Genomic DNA, 16,742 nt, shown 5'->3' on the forward strand with positions numbered 1-16,742 from the left:
GTTCAGGCAGGTCGCTACGGGCTTCTGCCTTGGCTTGCGGCGCCAGACGCGCTTGCGGATAACGAACCGGCAAACGGTTGTAGCCGTACAGGCGTGCCAGCTCTTCGATCAGGTCGACTTCCAGGCTGATATCGAAGCGATGGCTCGGTACGTCTACACGCCACTGCCCTGCCCCGTCGGCAGTAATGGTCAGGCCCAAGGCATTGAGCAGACGCTCCACCTCAGCCGAATCCATTTCCATGCCCAGCATCTGGGTAATGCGCTGGGCACGCAGGGTGATCGGAGCAATTTTCGGCAGGTGCTGTTCGCTGACGGTCTCGATGATCGGACCCGCTTCACCACCGGTGATCTCCAACAGCAAGCCAGTCGCGCGCTCCATGGCTTCGCGGGCCAGTTGCCAGTCCACACCACGCTCATAGCGATGCGATGCATCGGTGTGCAGGCCATAGGAACGGGCCTTGCCTGCTACGGCGATCTGGTCGAAGAAGGCGCTTTCCAGGAACACATCACGGGTGGTCGCGGAAACACCGCTGTGCTCGCCACCCATGACACCGGCAATGGCCAGCGCTCGGGAATGGTCGGCAATCACCAGCGTATCGCTACGCAGGCTGACTTCCTGACCGTCGAGCAGCACCAGTTTCTCGCCCTCTTCGGCCATGCGCACACGGATGCCACCGTTGATTTCGGCGAGATCGAAGGCGTGCAGCGGCTGACCCAGTTCCAGCATCACGTAGTTGGTGATGTCGACGGCAGCATCGATGCTGCGCACATCTGCACGACGCAGGCGCTCAACCATCCACAGCGGCGTAGGCCTGGACAGGTCGACGTTACGAATCACACGACCGAGGTAGCGCGGGCACGCGGCGGGCGCCAGCACTTCTACCGAACGCACTTCGTCGTGGGCGGCAGGAACCGAAGCCACCACCGGACGGACCACAGGAGCGGCGTACAGTGCGCCGACTTCACGAGCCAGACCGGCCAGGGACAGGCAGTCGCCACGGTTCGGGGTCAGATCGACCTCGATGCTGGCGTCTTCCAGGTCCAGATAAACACGGAAGTCCTTACCTACCGGCGCATCGGCCGGCAGCTCCATCAGGCCGTCATGACCTTCACCGACCTGCAGCTCGGATTGCGAGCACAGCATGCCGTTGGACTCAACGCCACGCAGCTTGGCCTTCTTGATCTTGAAGTCACCTGGCAGCTCGGCGCCGATCATGGCGAAAGGAATCTTCAGGCCCGGGCGCACGTTTGGCGCACCGCAAACCACCTGGAAGGTTTCCGAACCGTTGCTGACCTGGCACACGCGCAGCTTGTCGGCGTCCGGGTGCGGTTCGGTGCTCAGCACCTCGCCCACTACCACGCCACTGAAAACACCGGCGGCCGGCGTAACGCTATCGACCTCAAGACCGGCCATCGACAGACGAGCAACCAGCTCGTCGCGACTTACCTGCGGGCTAACCCAGCCACGCAGCCATTGTTCACTGAATTTCATCCTGCTCTCCTAAGAATTCGTTACGACTAGCGAAATTGCGCGAGGAACCGCAAGTCGTTGTCGAAGAACAGACGCAAGTCATTCACGCCGTAACGCAGCATGGCCAGACGCTCGACACCCATGCCGAAGGCAAAGCCCGAGAACTCTTCCGGGTCGATCCCGGACATGCGCAGCACGTTCGGGTGAACCATGCCGCAGCCCATCACTTCCAGCCAGCCGGTCTGCTTGCAGACGCGGCAGCCTTTACCGCTGCACATCACGCACTCCATGTCGACTTCAGCGGATGGCTCGGTGAACGGGAAGTAGGAAGGACGGAAGCGCACCGCCAGTTCCTTTTCGAAGAACACCCGCAGGAACTCTTCGATGGTGCCTTTGAGGTCGGCGAAATTGATGTCGCGATCGATCAGCAGGCCTTCGACCTGATGGAACATCGGCGAGTGGGTGATATCGGAGTCGCTGCGGTATACACGGCCTGGGCAGACGATGCGGATCGGCGGCTGTTTCGACTCCATGGTGCGGACCTGTACCGGCGAGGTATGGGTGCGCAACAGCATGTTCGCATTGAAATAGAAGGTGTCATGCATCGACCGGGCCGGGTGGTGGCCTGGGATGTTGAGCGCTTCGAAGTTGTGATAGTCGTCTTCGACCTCAGGGCCTTCGGCGATGCCGTAGCCAATACGGGTGAAGAACTGTTCGACGCGTTCCAGAGTGCGGGTAACCGGATGCAGACCACCGGAGGTCTGACCACGGCCAGGCAGGGTCACGTCAATGGACTCGGCGGAGAGTTTGGCAGCCAGATCGGCTTCTTCAAACAATGCCTTGCGCGCATTAAGGACCTCTGTGACACGCTCCTTGGCAACGTTGATCAGCGCACCGACCTGCGGACGCTCTTCTGCCGGTAAATTCCCCAGGGTCTTCATCACCTGAGTCAATTCACCCTTCTTGCCAAGGTAGTGAACCCGGATTTGCTCCAGGGCATTGATATCTTCAGCGCTTTGCACAGCCTCTAGAGCTTGAGAGACGAGCGCATCCAGGTTTTCCATGTACAGACTCCAGATACAAAATAGGGGAAGAGCTTGAAGGCTCTTCCCCTATTTATGACGTTTAACACCTGGCCCCACAGATGCGAGGCCGGGTGACTGTCGGGGGTACTTAAGCCAAGGTGGCTTTAGCTTTCTCGACAATCGCAGCAAACGCCGCTTTTTCGTTCACTGCCAGATCAGCCAGAACCTTACGGTCGATCTCGATGGACGCTTTTTTCAGGCCGGCGATGAAACGGCTGTAGGACAGACCGTTGATACGAGCACCAGCGTTGATACGAGCGATCCACAGAGCGCGGAACTGACGTTTTTTCTGACGACGGTCACGGTAGGCGTATTGGCCTGCCTTGATTACCGCTTGCTTGGCAACACGGAATACGCGGGAGCGTGCGCCGTAGTAGCCTTTAGCAAGTTTCAGAATTTTTTTGTGACGCTTACGGGCAATGACGCCACGCTTTACACGAGCCATGAGTTACTTCCTCTATTCTTGACTAAAATTAACGAAGGCGCAGCATGCGCTCGACTTTTGCCACGTCAGACGGATGCAGCAAGCTGCTACCGCGSAGTTGACGCTTACGCTTGGTCGACATTTTGGTCAGGATGTGGCTCTTGAAAGCGTGCTTGTGCTTGATACCGTTAGCAGTTTTCAGAAACCGCTTAGCAGCACCACTTTTGGTCTTCATTTTTGGCATGTTCGGATACTCCGCATTCAGTTGATAAACATAATCAGAAGGCCTGCCGTGCCCTGTTGATTACTTCTTCTTTTTCGGGGCGATGACCATGATCAGCTGGCGTCCTTCCATCTTAGGATGCTGTTCGACCGAACCGTACTCGAGCAAGTCACCTTCAACTCGCTTGAGGAGTTCCATCCCCAGCTCCTGGTGGGCCATCTCACGGCCGCGGAATCGCAAGGATACCTTGGCCCTGTCCCCATCACTCAGGAAACGTACCAGGTTGCGCAGTTTTACCTGGTAATCCCCTTCCTCCGTCCCTGGACGAAACTTGATTTCTTTAACCTGGATCTGCTTCTGGTTTTTCTTGGCCGCGGCAACCTGCTTCTTCTTTTCGAAGATCGATTTGCCGTAGTCCATCAGTTTGCAAACAGGGGGTACTGCATCGGCGGAAATCTCCACCAGATCCAGCTTGGCCTCTTCAGCCTTAAGAAGCGCGTCTTCAATTGACACAATCCCAAGCTGTTCACCTTCAGCTCCAATTAACCGAACCTCGCGTGCCGAGATATTCTCGTTGATCGGGGCTTTCGGTGCAGCTCGTTTATCTTGTCTCATTTCACGCTTAATAATAATTACTCCGAATCTGGGCGACCACGCCGGGAAACCGCTTGCGCGAGAAACTCAGCGAACTGGGCGACGGGCATCGAGCCCAGGTCAGCACCTTCACGAGTACGCACAGCGACAGTCTGCATCTCGACTTCCCGATCTCCGATAACCAAGAGAAAAGGAACCTTGAGCAAAGTATGCTCGCGGATTTTAAAGCCGATCTTTTCATTTCTCAAGTCAGACTTGGCACGAAACCCGCTTTCGTTGAGAGTTTTTTCCACTTCGGCGGCAAAATCAGCCTGTTTATCAGTGATATTCATCACCACTGCCTGGGTCGGAGCCAGCCACGCGGGGAATGCGCCCTCGTAGTGCTCGATCAGGATTCCGACGAAACGTTCGAAGGACCCCAGGATCGCCCGGTGCAACATGACCGGGTGCTTGCGACTGTTGTCTTCGGAGACGTATTCGGCTCCCAGACGGACAGGCAGGTTAAAATCGAGCTGCAGGGTACCACATTGCCAAACGCGGCCGAGGCAATCTTTCAGCGAGAACTCGATCTTCGGACCGTAGAACGCCCCCTCGCCCGGCTGCAGATCGTACGGCAGGCCCGCGCTATCAAGGGCTGCGGCCAGCGCAGCTTCGGCGCGGTCCCAAAGCTCGTCGGAACCGACGCGTTTTTCCGGACGAGTGGACAGCTTCATCTCGACATCGGTGAAGCCGAAGTCGGCGTAGACATCCATGGTCAGCTTGATGAACGCAGCGGATTCAGCCTGCATCTGTTCTTCGGTGCAGAAAATGTGCGCGTCGTCCTGGGTGAATCCACGCACGCGCATGATGCCGTGCAAGGCACCCGATGGCTCGTTACGGTGGCAGGCACCGAATTCGGCCAGGCGCATCGGCAACTCGCGGTAGCTCTTCAGGCCCTGATTGAACACCTGCACGTGGCACGGGCAGTTCATCGGCTTGATCGCGTAGTCGCGGCTTTCCGACTGGGTGGTGAACATGTTGTCGGCGTAGTTGGCCCAGTGCCCGGACTTTTCCCACAGGCTGCGGTCAACGACCTGGGGCGTCTTGATTTCCAGGTAACCGTTGTCGCGCTGCACCTTGCGCATGTACTGCTCGAGCACCTGGTACAAAGTCCAGCCATTCGGGTGCCAGAACACCATGCCCGGCGCTTCTTCCTGGGTGTGGAACAGGCCCAGGCGCTTGCCGATCTTGCGGTGGTCGCGCTTCTCGGCTTCTTCGATGCGCTGGATGTAGGCGGCCAGTYGCTTCTTGTCGGCCCAGGCGGTGCCGTAGACGCGCTGCAATTGCTCATTCTTGGCATCGCCGCGCCAGTAGGCACCGGACAGCTTGGTCAGCTTGAAGGATTTCAGGAAGCGGGTATTCGGCACGTGCGGACCGCGGCACATGTCGACGTATTCTTCGTGATAGTACAGGCCCATGGCCTGCTCGTTCGGCATGTCCTCGACCAGGCGCAACTTGTAGTCTTCGCCACGGGCCCTGAACACTTCGATCACTTCGGCGCGCGGAGTGACTTTCTTGATCACGTCGTAATCTTTCTCGATCAGCTGCTGCATGCGCTGTTCGATGGCCGCCAGGTCGTCCGGAGTGAAAGGACGCTCGAAGGCGATGTCGTAATAGAAACCTTCGTCGATGACCGGACCGATGACCATTTTGGCGGTCGGGTACAACTGCTTGACCGCATGGCCAACCAGGTGGGCGCAAGAGTGGCGAATGATCTCCAGCCCCTCTTCATCCTTTGGCGTGATGATTTGCAGCGACGCGTCGCTGTCGATGATGTCGCTGGCGTCGACCAGCTTGCCATTGACCTTGCCGGCCACGGTGGCCTTGGCCAGGCCTGCACCGATGGATGCGGCGACCTCGGCTACGGAAACCGGGTGATCGAATGAACGTTGACTGCCGTCGGGAAGAGTAATAGTTGGCATGGCGCCTCCTCTCCTAGTGGTGACCCCTACCAAAGGTCACGTGGGTTGGGATGAGCCAGTACAAGATCCGGTCCAGGCCATTCAATGACGAACGCCTGCCTTACAGCGGCAGGAGCCTTGCGGCCAACCGGAAAACCGAACCAGAGTGACTGGGATTCAAATCAGGGTTAATCGCGCATCTGCCGCCGCCGGGACTGAAGGTCATCCGGAGCTTGCAAACGCCCGAGCGAGGCATGCTAGCACAGATGAACGRTCGTCGATGCACGCAGACTTTGTGCGGGGGCAAATCGGTCATTTTTATGCCAGAGTGATGAACTTGAACACCGCTTCGCCCCTCAGATAACACGTCATTGACCCACAAGGAGCATCCCAGCATGCGTCTGAACCGTTTGTTCGCCGTAGTCGCACCCATCGTTCTGCTGCTGCCATTGGCCGCCCACGCCGACTGGCCAAAGGGTGAGCGCGAGAAATACATGGCGCAATGCGTCCCTGCAGCGGCACAAAAGATCGGTGATGCGAAGGCAAAAGCCGTCTGTGGTTGCGGCGCCGACCAGCTCAAATCCTATCCTGCCAAAGACCTTCAGGCATTGATGGACGGCACGGCAAGTCAAGAACTGGGAAATCAGGCGATGCAGAAAATCGCCACTTGCAGGGTCGATGCCGGGGCGAAGAAATAAGCTTCTCGCATTGATTTTTTCACCTGCAATGACCGAAAAAACAGGCCGAATGTCGCTTTGCCTGACATTTTATGAAGGTTTTACAGCTTTTTTTATCGTCTTTACTTTCGGCTGAAAGCCTTTTAAAACGGGGCTTCCAGCCACATGAAGCACTAAAGAATGCTCGTCTGCAAAGCAAACAGCTCGCCCGGGGGGCTCCCAAAGCGAACATTTCGACTATGATATCCGGGTGTGCCCAGTTGGCCTGAGCAGCACAGTACTACTGAAAATATATGTTTCTTGGAGATACACCATGTCTAATCGCCAAACCGGCACCGTTAAATGGTTCAACGATGAAAAAGGCTTCGGCTTCATCACTCCTCAAGGTGGCGGTGACGACCTGTTCGTACACTTCAAAGCTATCGAAAGCGACGGTTTCAAAAGCCTGAAAGAAGGCCAGACTGTTTCCTTCGTGGCTGAGAAAGGCCAAAAGGGTATGCAAGCTGCTCAAGTTCGCCCAGAGTAATTTCCAGGCGCACTAAAAAAACCCCGTCCATGTGACGGGGTTTTTTATGGGCGAAACAAAAGCCGAGTGATCAGCCGCAGTTGACGCGAGTGACCACTTTATTGGCATCGGTGTTCAGGTTAAGACGGTCTGAACGGTACTCCAGCGTCACCATATCGGTTGGCAGCAGGAACCGCGCGTTTTGCGCTCCTGCGCGGGTACGCGCTTGCTCAAGCAATTGCGGCGATGCCTGTTTGCCGATGGTGAACTCGGCAGCCTTTGCCTCACAGCGACTGTGACCCGTGTCAGTCGTCGCAACATCCGTTGTTGCCGGCTCCGTAGAGGTAGTGCTGCAACCGGCCAGTGTGGCAACGGCCAACAAAGTACCCAATGACGCGAGCTTCCAAGGCATGAAGCCTCCTTATTCAATGATTAAGCTGAGATCGTGCGACAACCAGACTGGCGTTTGGTTTCACAGGGAGCACTGGCACCCTGCCCATGATCCGGACGAGCCGCGATTCTGCCTGAGCGCGGCGCTGCCCTTGATCACTGAATCGTGACTGAATATGAACGACGCTCAATAGACGTCGATGTAGTCGTAAGGAGGGTTGGGCCAGTTCTCATTCAACGCATTGAAGATTTGCATGACCCAGACTTCATCGCTGGCCGCGACCCGCCCGACATAACCGGAGCCCTTGGCCCAGGTTTCGAGTCGAAACAACAACCCGTCGATATCGGTACCGCCCACGACACCCGAGGAGATATAGGCAATGCCTCCTTTGGCGACCCGCAACTGGGTGTGCTCATCGTCACTGGCGCCGGCCAGCAACTGACGCACCGCCTCAAGGGTCAGGCCATCCGGGGAGTTCAAATCGATCTGCACAGCGCATTCCTTGAATATTCGTCAGAGACCAAGTGTCGCACAGCCCTCCTTTCATGCCTAAGTCGACGTGTCAAAAGCCCCGTAAAATGGTTAACTCGGCACTCAGACTTCCCCGACCTCACGAGCGCCATCATGACCACCGTAAGCATCGACGCTGACATCAAGGCCAAGTGGCAAGACGGCCACAGCTCCTACAGTCCAGGCAGCACGGAAGAGCTCGCCATTATCGGTATCGACCTGCTGGTCAGGGACCTTGGAACCGAAGCCGCCCAATCGTTCATCGAGCAGATTTTCGAGAAACATCTGTCCGGCCAAAAGGCCGAAGCCGTTAGCGGGCGGGAGTGAAACCCGCTGGCAGGCACCCGTGGGACATTAGGCTCATTTCAGGCGAGCCAGGCGCTCGGTCAGCAGATCGAAGAAGCCCTGGGCATCGCCGCTTTCAACCCAGAAGGCATTCTTTGGCGCTTTCAAGCTGTCATACCAGTCGACGATGGTTTGTCCAAAGGTCGGTCCTTCGCGGCTGTCGACCACCACGTTGACCGAGCGACCGCTGAACAATTGCGGCTTGAGCAGATAAGCGACAACCGTGGCGTCATGCACCGGGCCGCCCGGAATGCCGTAGTGTTCCATGTCGCCCTTGATGTATTCATTGAGAATGTCGCCCACCAGTCGGCTGGCGTTGTTGTTCAGCGCGGCAATCTGTTTCAGGCGCGCTTCGCTGGTAAGGATCTTGTGGGTCACATCCAGCGACAGGTAGGTCAGCTTCACGCCGCTGTTGAGCACCACTTCGGCCGCTTGCGGGTCGGCGAACAGGTTGAACTCGGCCACTGGCGTGATGTTGCCGCCGTTGAAGTGCGCACCGCCCATGACCACCACTTCCTTGATGCCCTGAACGATACCCGGCTCCTGGATCAGCGCCAGGGCCAGGTTGGTCTGTGGGCCTAGCATGGCGATGGTAATGCTGTTGGGCCTGGCCGATTTCAGGGTATCGATCAGGTAGGTGATGGCGCTGCCCTCGGCCAGGCCTTGTCTGGGCTCATGCACGGCAATGCCCGACAACCCTTCCTTGCCATGAATGTCCTCGGCGTAGATGGGTGTGCGCATCAGGGGCTTGGGCGCCCCCGCATAGACCGGAACCTCTTCGCGCCCCGCCCACTCCCTGGCCAATCGCGCATTGCGCGAGGTCTTGTCCAGGCGAACGTTGCCGGCTACGGTGGTCAATGCGCGGACATTCAGCTCGTCCGGCGATGCCAGGGCGAACAACAGGGCAACGACATCGTCAGCCCCTGGATCGGTGTCGATGATCAGGTCGATCTTTGGTGCCGCCTGGGCGTTGGTTGCGGTCATCAGGGACAAAAGCAGCAGACTCCGGAGCAGTGGGTGCAGTTTCTGAGCATAGCGATACGGGGCGCACTCCTTGTGCCTGGGACATCAAAACGCGGACAGCCAGTCAAAACGTAACGCCGGCGACCAGCACAATGTTGCAGTACGGTTGGCATTCGCCTGTACGAACAATCGCCTTCGCTTGTCGGCTCAGGACCTTGAATTGTTCATGGGTGAGCACTTCACGCCGACCCAACGCGCCTTCACCGTTCAGTTCTTCCAGCGCGACCAGGGCCGACGGCTTTTTATCGAAGATTTCCTGTGCCAGCACATGGCTTTCGACCTGCATCTCACTGAGCACGACCTTCAAGGTGCTGACAAAATCCGGTATGCCGGGGGTCAAGGCCAGGTCAATCAATTCAACGCCCGGTGGAACCGGCAGCCCCGAATCTCCGATGACGACCAAGTCGCCATGTCCCAAAGACGCGATCAGTCGCGACAGCGCAATGTTGAGCAGGGGTGTCTTTTTCATGGAATTTTAAACGCCTGTACATCGCTCAAGGCGGGAATCGAAGGTTGCGCGCCGGCCCGGGTGACCGACAACGCCGCAGCCACCTGCCCGAAGCGGATCGCCGACACCTCATCTTGACCCGCGGCCAGCGCCGCAGCGAAACCGCCGACAAACGTATCGCCGGCCGCCGTGGTATCGACAGCCTTTACCACGGGTGCGGGGAAATGTTCGAAGCGTTGGCCATCGGCAAACAGCGAACCTTGCGCACCGAGGGTGATGATCACCTTGCCGGCGCCCAGGGCTATCAGGCGGGTCGCCGCGGCTTGTGCGGTGTCCAGGGAGTCCACTGACAGACCGCTCAGGGCCGACGCTTCGCTTTCGTTGGGAATCAGGTAATCGATGGACGCGTACCAGTCCGATGGCAACGGACGACTGGCCGGTGCCGGATTGAGGATGACAGTCTTGCCCAACTCGCGACCGCGCTTGAGCGCATGGCCAACAGAAGCATCGGGCACTTCCAGCTGACAAATGAGCACATCCGCCGCGTGTATCACCGAATCAAAACGGTCAATGGCTTCAGCGGTCAATGCACCGTTGGCACCGGGGACGATCACGATGGTGTTCTGACTGCTGTCGTCGACCACAATCAACGCCACGCCGCTGGAACCGTCAATGGTGCTCACCGCCTGGCAATCGATCTGCTCGGCCAACAGCGCCCCGCGCAGCGCCTCACCATAGGCGTCACTGCCCACGCACCCGATCATCGACACCCGGGCTCCCAGCCGCGCCGCAGCCACGGCCTGATTGGCGCCCTTGCCGCCGGAGACGGTGGTAAACGACTGACCAATCAGCGTTTCACCGCCCTTGGGCAAGCGCGGCGCCCGGGTCACCAGGTCCATGTTCAAACTGCCTATTACCACTACTTTTGCTGGCATACATTGCTACTCACGATTCTGTTTCGGCGGCGCTGTGGGTTCAGCGGCGTTCTATTTTCAACGGCTTTCTGTTTTCAACGGCTCTCTGTTTTCAACGGAACTGGGCAAACACGCCGGCCAGCGGCGCCGTCGATTCACGTATGACGATACTCGGCGTCACGATCCGCTGATCGGTCGCCAGGCCCGGCGTGGCGATTCGCCGTAAAAGCACTTCGGCGGCCATTTCACCGAGTTGCAGGATCGATTGCCCCACCGTGGTCAACGACGGATAGACATACCGACTCATCTGGATATCGTCGAAGCCGATCACCGACAACTCACTCGGTACGCGAATATTGCGCTCGGCGGCGGCCCGTAGCACGCCGATGCCAATCATGTCGTTGGCCGCAAAAATGGCGGTAGGCGGCTTGTTTTCCAGCAAAACCGCGGCAGCGCTGTAACCGCCAGTGCTGGTGAAATCGCTTTCCAGCATGCGCTCGGGAGAGACTTCGACGCCCGCCTCCTTCAAGGCCCGGCGATAACCCGCCAGACGCATCTGCGCCACGCTGGTGTTCTCCGGCCCGCTGATCGTGGCGATATCCCGATGCCCCAGTTCCAGCAGGTGCCGGGTCGCCAGATACGCGCCGTATTCATGGTCGATGCGCACCAGGTCCGCATCGATACCGTCCAGTCCGCGGTCGACGATCACCATGGGCGTGCGGACGCCTTTAAGACCTTGCACCAGGCCACTGTCGCCGCCGGCCGAGGCGACAATCAGGCCGTCGATACGCTTTTCCAGCAGTACACGCAGATAGCTGCGCTGCTTGTCTGGATTGTCGTCGGAGTTGCACAGGATGACGCAGTAACCGTTTCGCTCGCAGTAATCCTCGATACCCCGGGCAAGCTCGGCGAAATACGGGTTGAGGCTGTTGGGCACCAACAGGCCGATGGTCGCTGTGGTCTTGGCCTTGAGCGAACGGGCCACGGCGCTGGGGACGTAGTCGAGGGTCTGGATTGCCGCCTCGACCTTGATCCGGACCTCTTCACTGACCGGGCGGGTCTTGTTCACCACATGGGAAACCGTGGTGTAGGAAATGCCGGCAAGGGCTGCCACATCTTTGATAGTCGCCATGACTCAGGTCCGCCGGCTTGCGCGTTGACTGCGATAGGTGTCCAGCACCACCGCCACCACGATCACCGCGCCGGTAATGATGCGTTTGGTCGGCTCGGTTGCGCCGATCTGCGCCAGCCCCGCGGCCAGCACGGAAATGATCAGGACGCCAAAAAACGTGCTGATCACCGAACCGCGCCCGCCCATCAGACTGGTCCCGCCGATCACGACGGCTGCAATCACCTGCAACTCAAGGCCGGAGCCGGCATTCGGGTCCGCGGCTTCCAGGCGAGAAATCTGGAACAACGCGGCAATACCGGCCAGCAACCCCATCAAGCTGAAGACCAGGATTTTGTAGGGCTTGGGATTGATCCCCGCCAGCCGCACGGCCTCTTCGTTGGTGCCGATACCGATCAGGTAACGACCGAACACCGTGCGGGTCAACACGGCCTGGGCGATGAAAATGATCAGCAACGCGATGATGAACGACGGTGAAATGCCGAAGGCGATCGGGTTGGACAACCAGGCGAACGCATCGCCGATGTAGGCCGTACGCGAACCGGTCATCTGGTACGCCACCCCGCGAGCCATTTCCAGCACGCCCAGGGACACGATGAACGACGGAATCCGCCACGCCACCGTGATCGAGCCGGTGATGGTACCGGCGAACGCCGCAACGGCCATGCCCAGCAGCGCCGCCGGCAGAACGCCCCAGCCCCAGCCAAGAATCGCCACGCTCACGGTCGAAGCCGCCAATGCCAGCACCGAACCTACCGACAGGTCGATGCCACCAATGATCAACACAAAGGTCATGCCGACCGCCAGCACCATCAGGTCCGGAATCTGGTTGGCCAGGGTGCTGAAAGTATCGTAGGACAGGAAGTGACTGCTCAGCACCGAGAACAGCACGATCATCGCCAACAAGGCACCTGCCAGGCCCAGATAGGTGCCCAGGCCGTAGAAGTTGCCATTGCGTTTGCCGGCGAAAGAAGCGGTTTTCATGGAAGATCCCTAGGCGCGGCTTCAAAGAGCAGCGCATCACGTTTTTGGTAGCCGGCGAAAGCAGCGGCGAGCAACTCATCCTGGGTCCAGCTGTCGCGATCGAATGTATCGATCAGCCTCCCCGCCGACAGCACACCGATCCGGTCGCAGATCAGCATCAGCTCGCGCAAATCGCTGGAGACCACCACCAGCGCCTTGCCCTGGCGGGTCAATTCGCCGAGCAGGTTGTAGATATCGAACTTGGCGCCGACGTCGATGCCGCGGGTCGGCTCGTCGAACAGCAGCACCGAGCAATCGCGCTCCAGCCAACGGCCGATGACGACTTTCTGCTGATTACCGCCGGACAACTCGGACACCAACTGTGCCGGACCGGAACTGCGAATGCGCATGGCGTCGATCTGACGCTGGGCCAGGGCGTTCTCCTCATCGTTGTCGACCAAGCCAGCACTGGAGATGCCGGGCATGTTGCCCAAAGCGATGTTGGCGCCGATCGATTGGGTCAGCAAAAGGCCTTCGCCCTTGCGATCTTCGGTGATCAAGGCAATGCCGTGCCCGACCGCATCCACTGGCGAACGCACATTGATGACCTGCGCCGGCGCCCCCAGGGCAATCGTGCCGCTGTCGGCGATATCGGCCCCGAAGATCAGACGCAGCAATTCGGTACGCCCCGCACCGATCAAACCGGAAATGCCGAAAATCTCTCCGGCACGGACTTCGAACGACACGTCGCGAACCTTGTCGGAACGACTCAGGCCCTTGACCGTCAACATAGGGGCGCCGATCTTGCGCACCCCCATATCGATGTGTTCGCCGAGCTCGCGCCCGACCATCAGGGTGACCAGTTGCTCGCTGTTGTAGTTGGCCATTGGCTCGACGCAAACCAGATTGCCATCGCGCAGCACGGCAATGCGCTGTGCGACCCGCGCCAGCTCTTCGAGGCGGTGAGAGATGTAGATGATCGATACGCCGCGAGCTTGCAGGCGGGTGATCTGCTCGAACAACATTTCGACTTCGCGTGCAGTGAGCATCGCGGTCGGCTCGTCGAGAATCAGCACATGACAATCGCCAATCAGGTTGCGGGCGATCTCGACCATTTGCTGGTGGCCGATGCCCAGTTCGCCGACCAGGGTGTCCGGGTCAATGGCGTCGAGCCCGACCTGAGCCATGGCCTCGATCGCAGCCTTGCGCAATTGCTTGCGGCTGATCCAGCCACCTATGCTGGGCAGATTGTCGAGAAACAGGTTTTCCGCCACCGACAGGGTCGGCAGCAGATTGAGCTCCTGCATAACCATGCGGATACCCAGCGCTTCAGCCTGAGCCCGGCTACCCGGACGATAGTCCTGCCCCTGAAACTGCATCTGGCCGGTGGTCGGCGTGACCAGCCCGCCAATAATCTTCGAAAGCGTGCTTTTGCCTGCACCGTTTTCACCGGTCAACGCCAGCACTTCCCCGCGCATGAGTGTCAGGTCGATGCCGGCCAGGACCGGTTGGGCGTAGGTCTTGCCGATACCGCTGACCGAGAGGACAGCGTTCGGAGCGCAAACTGACATAAAAACTCTCCATGCGCTCGTCCGGCTGGACGAGCGCCGTTATGTCGCCAGAAGGCTACTTGGTGACCAGCTCTACCGGCGTTTCAATCACGCCATTGACGCCGCCGTCGACCTTTTCACCCTTGAGAATTTTCAGTGCAGTCTCGATACCGAACACCGCCTGTTTGGCCGCGAACTGGTCCGCGGTGGCCAGCACGCGACCGTCCTTGAGCATTGGCTGGATGGCATTGATGTTGTCGTAGCCGACCACTTGCACCTTGCCGGCCTTGCCCGCGGCGCGCACGGCAGACACCGCACCGACCGCCATGCTGTCGTTGCCGGCCAACAGGGCCTTGGTTTGCGGGTATTCACTGAGAATCGAGGCGGCCACCTTGTTGCCTTTGTCGATTTCCCAGTCACCGGATTGCAGGGACACGACCTTGATCTGTGCCGCCTCCATCGCATCCTTGAAGCCCGCGGTCCGCTGCTGGGCATTGGTGGTCGTGGACACACCTTCGATGATGCCGACTTCGTCACCGGCCTTCAGCTGTTTGGCCAGGTAATCGCCCACCAACCGCGCACCCTTGCGGTTGTCCGGGCCTACGAACGGCACATTGATGTTTTTGCTTTTGACGACGGCGGGGTCCAGCTGGTTGTCGATGTTGATCACGGTGATACCGGCATCTATGGCTTTCTTGATCACCGGGACCATGGCTTTGGAGTCTGCCGGCGCAATCACCAGTGCATTGACCTTGGCCAGGATCATCTGCTCGACGATGCGCGTCTGACCTGCGGTGTCGGTTTCATCCTTGATGCCGTTGGAGATGAGCTCGAATTCGCCGGAGTGATCTTTCTGGTAGGCCTTGGCGCCGTCTTCCATGGTCAGGAAGAACTCGTTGGCCAGGGATTTCATGACCAGCGCGACTTTCGGTTTTTCCGTGGTTTCAGCAAAGGCCGAAGAGACAGGCAGTGCAGCGGATGCGGCAGCCAAAATGGCGACAGCGAGAAGACGTCCAGCGAATGGCAGCTTCATGGGTTCACTCCGATCTTATGATTATTGTGAGCAACGCTTGCGCTGGCGTAAGCTTCACGACCCACTGCGATGAAAAGCCATCACTGGAGCCGCGCAAACGTTTGCGTGAAGCAAACTATGCGAACCCTGCCGGTATTTGTCAACGACCTGAAAAGTGCTTTCAGAGATGTTCAGCGAAAAACGGCATCCAGTTCACGCCGTGGTGTTGACCACCGATCCCGTGCCAGAACCCTTGGCCAGCTCTTTGATCAGGCTCGCGCTCACTTGCAGGATGGCGCCGTTGGTGTCGGCAACCTGCCCCTCAATGGCCGCTACTGCCGTGGTCTTGGCTTCCGGAGTCGGATAAGACGCCGCCTGGGCCTGCGCCAGTTGCTGCTGTTGCTCGCGCAATTGCTGTTGCAGCTCCTTCAGACGCTTGAGCAGGATCTTCACCGCAATGCTGGTGTTATCGCTGGTTTGCGATTCGGCCTGTGCGCCGGCACTTTCTTCCAGACCTACCGGGCCCGTTTTAACCTGGGTACCGTCGCCTTCCTTTGCACCCAGCGCTTGAGCAGCCGCATCCCCTGTCGCATCGCCTAAAGCACGAATGGTCGTCGCAGACTTTCCCCCAATGGTGATGCCCGCGGCATTTGGGAAGCCAATAGATAACGACATGTGAACTCCTGCAGAAAAAGACCCCTTGAAGGAGCATCGACCGACGCACGCGTTTCTTTAGTCGTTAACGACGATTAGAGGCGTTGAAATCTTAAACAGAACTGCAATCCGTTTCGGAGAGCCGAACGCGAAAGTTAAACATGTTCGGTAATCCGGACGCCAAGACCCAAAACCGCCTCCGGACACAAACAGCAATACCGTTACAAATCATTAAGTTAAGCGTTTTTTTCGATTCAGAGTGTTGCTGGTACAGATCCTGCTCTTCCCCTCGCACCCCAGCGTTCAGATTCGCCTGGGGGCGTATCTAGATGAACTTGCATCTGCACCGCCTCACAACTAGAAGAGAAAAATAATGACATCTGCACTCAAGACCTTTGTTCCGGGCGCCTTGGCCCTCCTCCTGCTTCTGCCCACCGCCCTTCAGGCCAAAGAAGCCGAAACCCAACAGAAACTGGCCAACGTGGTGATCCTGGCCACCGGCGGCACCATTGCCGGCGCAGGGGCCAGCTCCGCCAACAGCGCAACCTATCAAGCAGCGAAAGTCGGCATCGAACAGTTGATCGCTGGCGTTCCTGAGCTGAGCCAACTGGCTAACGTTCGCGGCGAACAGGTCATGCAGATCGCCTCCGAAAGCATTACCAACGAAAACCTGCTGCAACTGGGTCGCCGCGTGGCTGAACTGGCCGACAGCAAAGACGTCGATGGCATCGTGATCACCCACGGCACCGACACCCTGGAAGAAACCGCGTACTTCCTGAACCTGGTGGAAAAAACCGAGAAGCCGATCATTGTCGTGGGCTCGATGCGCCCGGGCACCGCGATGTCCGCCGATGGCATGCTGAACCTGTACAACGCGGTAGCCG

Annotated in this window: 20 protein-coding genes; 4 read left to right on the forward strand and 16 right to left on the reverse strand. The window is 58.6% G+C overall.

Annotation, left to right across the window (positions count from 1 at the left end):
- The 6 genes from pheT to thrS form a co-directional block, all read right to left on the reverse strand.
- Positions 1 to 1,492 (reverse strand): phenylalanine--tRNA ligase subunit beta (gene pheT / locus AC1DVH_RS16855; protein WP_477754765.1); only part of this gene is annotated, 1,492 nt, incomplete at its 3' end.
- Positions 1,493 to 1,518: 26 nt separating this feature from the next.
- Entirely contained in the window at positions 1,519 to 2,535 is a 1,017-nt protein-coding gene (gene pheS / locus AC1DVH_RS16860; RefSeq protein WP_007975711.1) for a phenylalanine--tRNA ligase subunit alpha, read from the reverse strand.
- Between the two features lie 109 nt (positions 2,536 to 2,644).
- Positions 2,645 to 3,001, reverse strand: coding sequence for a 50S ribosomal protein L20 (gene rplT / locus AC1DVH_RS16865; protein WP_007905879.1), 357 nt, complete (start codon positions 2,999 to 3,001; stop codon positions 2,645 to 2,647).
- A gap of 28 nt (positions 3,002 to 3,029) precedes the next feature.
- Positions 3,030 to 3,224, reverse strand: coding sequence for a 50S ribosomal protein L35 (gene rpmI, locus AC1DVH_RS16870; protein ID WP_002553160.1), 195 nt, complete (start codon positions 3,222 to 3,224; stop codon positions 3,030 to 3,032).
- A gap of 60 nt (positions 3,225 to 3,284) precedes the next feature.
- On the reverse strand, positions 3,285 to 3,836 hold the full coding sequence (gene infC, locus AC1DVH_RS16875; protein WP_172668659.1) for a translation initiation factor IF-3: 552 nt from the start codon (positions 3,834 to 3,836) through the stop codon (positions 3,285 to 3,287).
- Entirely contained in the window at positions 3,836 to 5,758 is a 1,923-nt protein-coding gene (gene thrS, locus AC1DVH_RS16880) for a threonine--tRNA ligase (RefSeq protein WP_477754766.1), read from the reverse strand. Before thrS ends, infC begins: the two co-directional genes overlap by 1 nt.
- A gap of 374 nt (positions 5,759 to 6,132) precedes the next feature.
- Between thrS and AC1DVH_RS16885 the strand changes: the two genes are divergently transcribed.
- Positions 6,133 to 6,435, forward strand: a complete 303-nt coding sequence (locus tag AC1DVH_RS16885; protein ID WP_477754767.1) for a hypothetical protein — start codon at positions 6,133 to 6,135, stop codon at positions 6,433 to 6,435.
- 292 nt (positions 6,436 to 6,727) lie between these two features.
- Positions 6,728 to 6,940 carry a cold-shock protein gene (locus AC1DVH_RS16890; protein WP_003179963.1) on the forward strand — a complete coding sequence of 71 codons (213 nt, stop codon included), beginning with the start codon at positions 6,728 to 6,730 and terminating at the stop codon, positions 6,938 to 6,940.
- Positions 6,941 to 7,010: 70 nt separating this feature from the next.
- On the opposite strand, the gene AC1DVH_RS16895 is transcribed toward AC1DVH_RS16890, so the two are convergent.
- Entirely contained in the window at positions 7,011 to 7,331 is a 321-nt protein-coding gene (locus AC1DVH_RS16895) for an I78 family peptidase inhibitor (RefSeq protein ID WP_477754768.1), read from the reverse strand.
- Between the two features lie 165 nt (positions 7,332 to 7,496).
- Positions 7,497 to 7,802: a hypothetical protein gene (locus AC1DVH_RS16900; RefSeq protein ID WP_477754769.1), complete on the reverse strand. Its 306-nt coding sequence runs from the start codon at positions 7,800 to 7,802 to the stop codon at positions 7,497 to 7,499.
- Between the two features lie 132 nt (positions 7,803 to 7,934).
- On the opposite strand from AC1DVH_RS16900, the gene AC1DVH_RS16905 reads away from it, so the two are divergent.
- Positions 7,935 to 8,147 carry a hypothetical protein gene (locus tag AC1DVH_RS16905; RefSeq protein ID WP_477754770.1) on the forward strand — a complete coding sequence of 71 codons (213 nt, stop codon included), beginning with the start codon at positions 7,935 to 7,937 and terminating at the stop codon, positions 8,145 to 8,147.
- A 33-nt stretch (positions 8,148 to 8,180) separates the two neighbouring features.
- On the opposite strand, the gene AC1DVH_RS16910 is transcribed toward AC1DVH_RS16905, so the two are convergent.
- The 8 genes from AC1DVH_RS16910 to AC1DVH_RS16945 form a co-directional block, all read right to left on the reverse strand.
- Positions 8,181 to 9,149, reverse strand: a complete 969-nt coding sequence (locus AC1DVH_RS16910; RefSeq protein ID WP_477754779.1) for a nucleoside hydrolase — start codon at positions 9,147 to 9,149, stop codon at positions 8,181 to 8,183.
- Between the two features lie 103 nt (positions 9,150 to 9,252).
- Positions 9,253 to 9,657 (reverse strand): D-ribose pyranase, encoded by a 405-nt coding sequence (gene rbsD, locus AC1DVH_RS16915; RefSeq protein WP_477754771.1) that lies wholly within the window; start codon positions 9,655 to 9,657, stop codon positions 9,253 to 9,255.
- Entirely contained in the window at positions 9,654 to 10,571 is a 918-nt protein-coding gene (rbsK, locus tag AC1DVH_RS16920; protein WP_477754772.1) for a ribokinase, read from the reverse strand. Before rbsK ends, rbsD begins: the two co-directional genes overlap by 4 nt.
- 91 nt (positions 10,572 to 10,662) lie before the next feature.
- The gene (locus tag AC1DVH_RS16925) at positions 10,663 to 11,682 is read right to left on the reverse strand and encodes a LacI family DNA-binding transcriptional regulator (protein WP_477754773.1); all 1,020 of its coding nucleotides are present in this window, start codon (positions 11,680 to 11,682) and stop codon (positions 10,663 to 10,665) included.
- Positions 11,683 to 11,685: 3 nt separating this feature from the next.
- Entirely contained in the window at positions 11,686 to 12,663 is a 978-nt protein-coding gene (locus AC1DVH_RS16930; protein ID WP_477754774.1) for an ABC transporter permease, read from the reverse strand.
- Entirely contained in the window at positions 12,660 to 14,213 is a 1,554-nt protein-coding gene (locus AC1DVH_RS16935; RefSeq protein WP_477754775.1) for a sugar ABC transporter ATP-binding protein, read from the reverse strand. The genes AC1DVH_RS16930 and AC1DVH_RS16935 overlap by 4 nt, the downstream gene beginning before the upstream one ends.
- A 55-nt stretch (positions 14,214 to 14,268) precedes the next feature.
- The gene (locus tag AC1DVH_RS16940; RefSeq protein WP_477754776.1) at positions 14,269 to 15,225 is read right to left on the reverse strand and encodes a substrate-binding domain-containing protein; all 957 of its coding nucleotides are present in this window, start codon (positions 15,223 to 15,225) and stop codon (positions 14,269 to 14,271) included.
- Positions 15,226 to 15,417: 192 nt separating this feature from the next.
- Positions 15,418 to 15,879, reverse strand: a complete 462-nt coding sequence (locus AC1DVH_RS16945; protein ID WP_477754777.1) for a hypothetical protein — start codon at positions 15,877 to 15,879, stop codon at positions 15,418 to 15,420.
- 352 nt (positions 15,880 to 16,231) lie between these two features.
- Here AC1DVH_RS16945 and AC1DVH_RS16950 point away from each other — a divergent pair.
- A partial coding sequence (locus AC1DVH_RS16950) for an asparaginase domain-containing protein (RefSeq protein ID WP_477754778.1) occupies positions 16,232 to 16,742 on the forward strand: 511 nt, incomplete at its 3' end.

This window comes from Pseudomonas sp. P4_C3 (assembly GCF_056402075.1).

Excerpts from the sequence above, each read along its gene's own strand:
- AC1DVH_RS16930 (WP_477754774.1), bottom strand. The coding sequence starts at position 12,663 with ATGAAAACCGCTTCTTTCGCCGGCAAACGCAATGGCAACTTCTACGGC.
- AC1DVH_RS16890 (WP_003179963.1), top strand. The coding sequence starts at position 6,728 with ATGTCTAATCGCCAAACCGGCACCGTTAAATGGTTCAACGATGAAAAA.
- AC1DVH_RS16945 (WP_477754777.1), bottom strand. The coding sequence starts at position 15,879 with ATGTCGTTATCTATTGGCTTCCCAAATGCCGCGGGCATCACCATTGGG.
- pheS (WP_007975711.1), bottom strand. The coding sequence starts at position 2,535 with ATGGAAAACCTGGATGCGCTCGTCTCTCAAGCTCTAGAGGCTGTGCAA.
- rplT (WP_007905879.1), bottom strand. The coding sequence starts at position 3,001 with ATGGCTCGTGTAAAGCGTGGCGTCATTGCCCGTAAGCGTCACAAAAAA.
- AC1DVH_RS16940 (WP_477754776.1), bottom strand. The coding sequence starts at position 15,225 with ATGAAGCTGCCATTCGCTGGACGTCTTCTCGCTGTCGCCATTTTGGCT.
- AC1DVH_RS16905 (WP_477754770.1), top strand. The coding sequence starts at position 7,935 with ATGACCACCGTAAGCATCGACGCTGACATCAAGGCCAAGTGGCAAGAC.
- AC1DVH_RS16925 (WP_477754773.1), bottom strand. The coding sequence starts at position 11,682 with ATGGCGACTATCAAAGATGTGGCAGCCCTTGCCGGCATTTCCTACACC.
- AC1DVH_RS16885 (WP_477754767.1), top strand. The coding sequence starts at position 6,133 with ATGCGTCTGAACCGTTTGTTCGCCGTAGTCGCACCCATCGTTCTGCTG.
- AC1DVH_RS16935 (WP_477754775.1), bottom strand. The coding sequence starts at position 14,213 with ATGTCAGTTTGCGCTCCGAACGCTGTCCTCTCGGTCAGCGGTATCGGC.
- rbsK (WP_477754772.1), bottom strand. The coding sequence starts at position 10,571 with ATGCCAGCAAAAGTAGTGGTAATAGGCAGTTTGAACATGGACCTGGTG.
- AC1DVH_RS16895 (WP_477754768.1), bottom strand. The coding sequence starts at position 7,331 with ATGCCTTGGAAGCTCGCGTCATTGGGTACTTTGTTGGCCGTTGCCACA.
- AC1DVH_RS16910 (WP_477754779.1), bottom strand. The coding sequence starts at position 9,149 with ATGACCGCAACCAACGCCCAGGCGGCACCAAAGATCGACCTGATCATC.
- rbsD (WP_477754771.1), bottom strand. The coding sequence starts at position 9,657 with ATGAAAAAGACACCCCTGCTCAACATTGCGCTGTCGCGACTGATCGCG.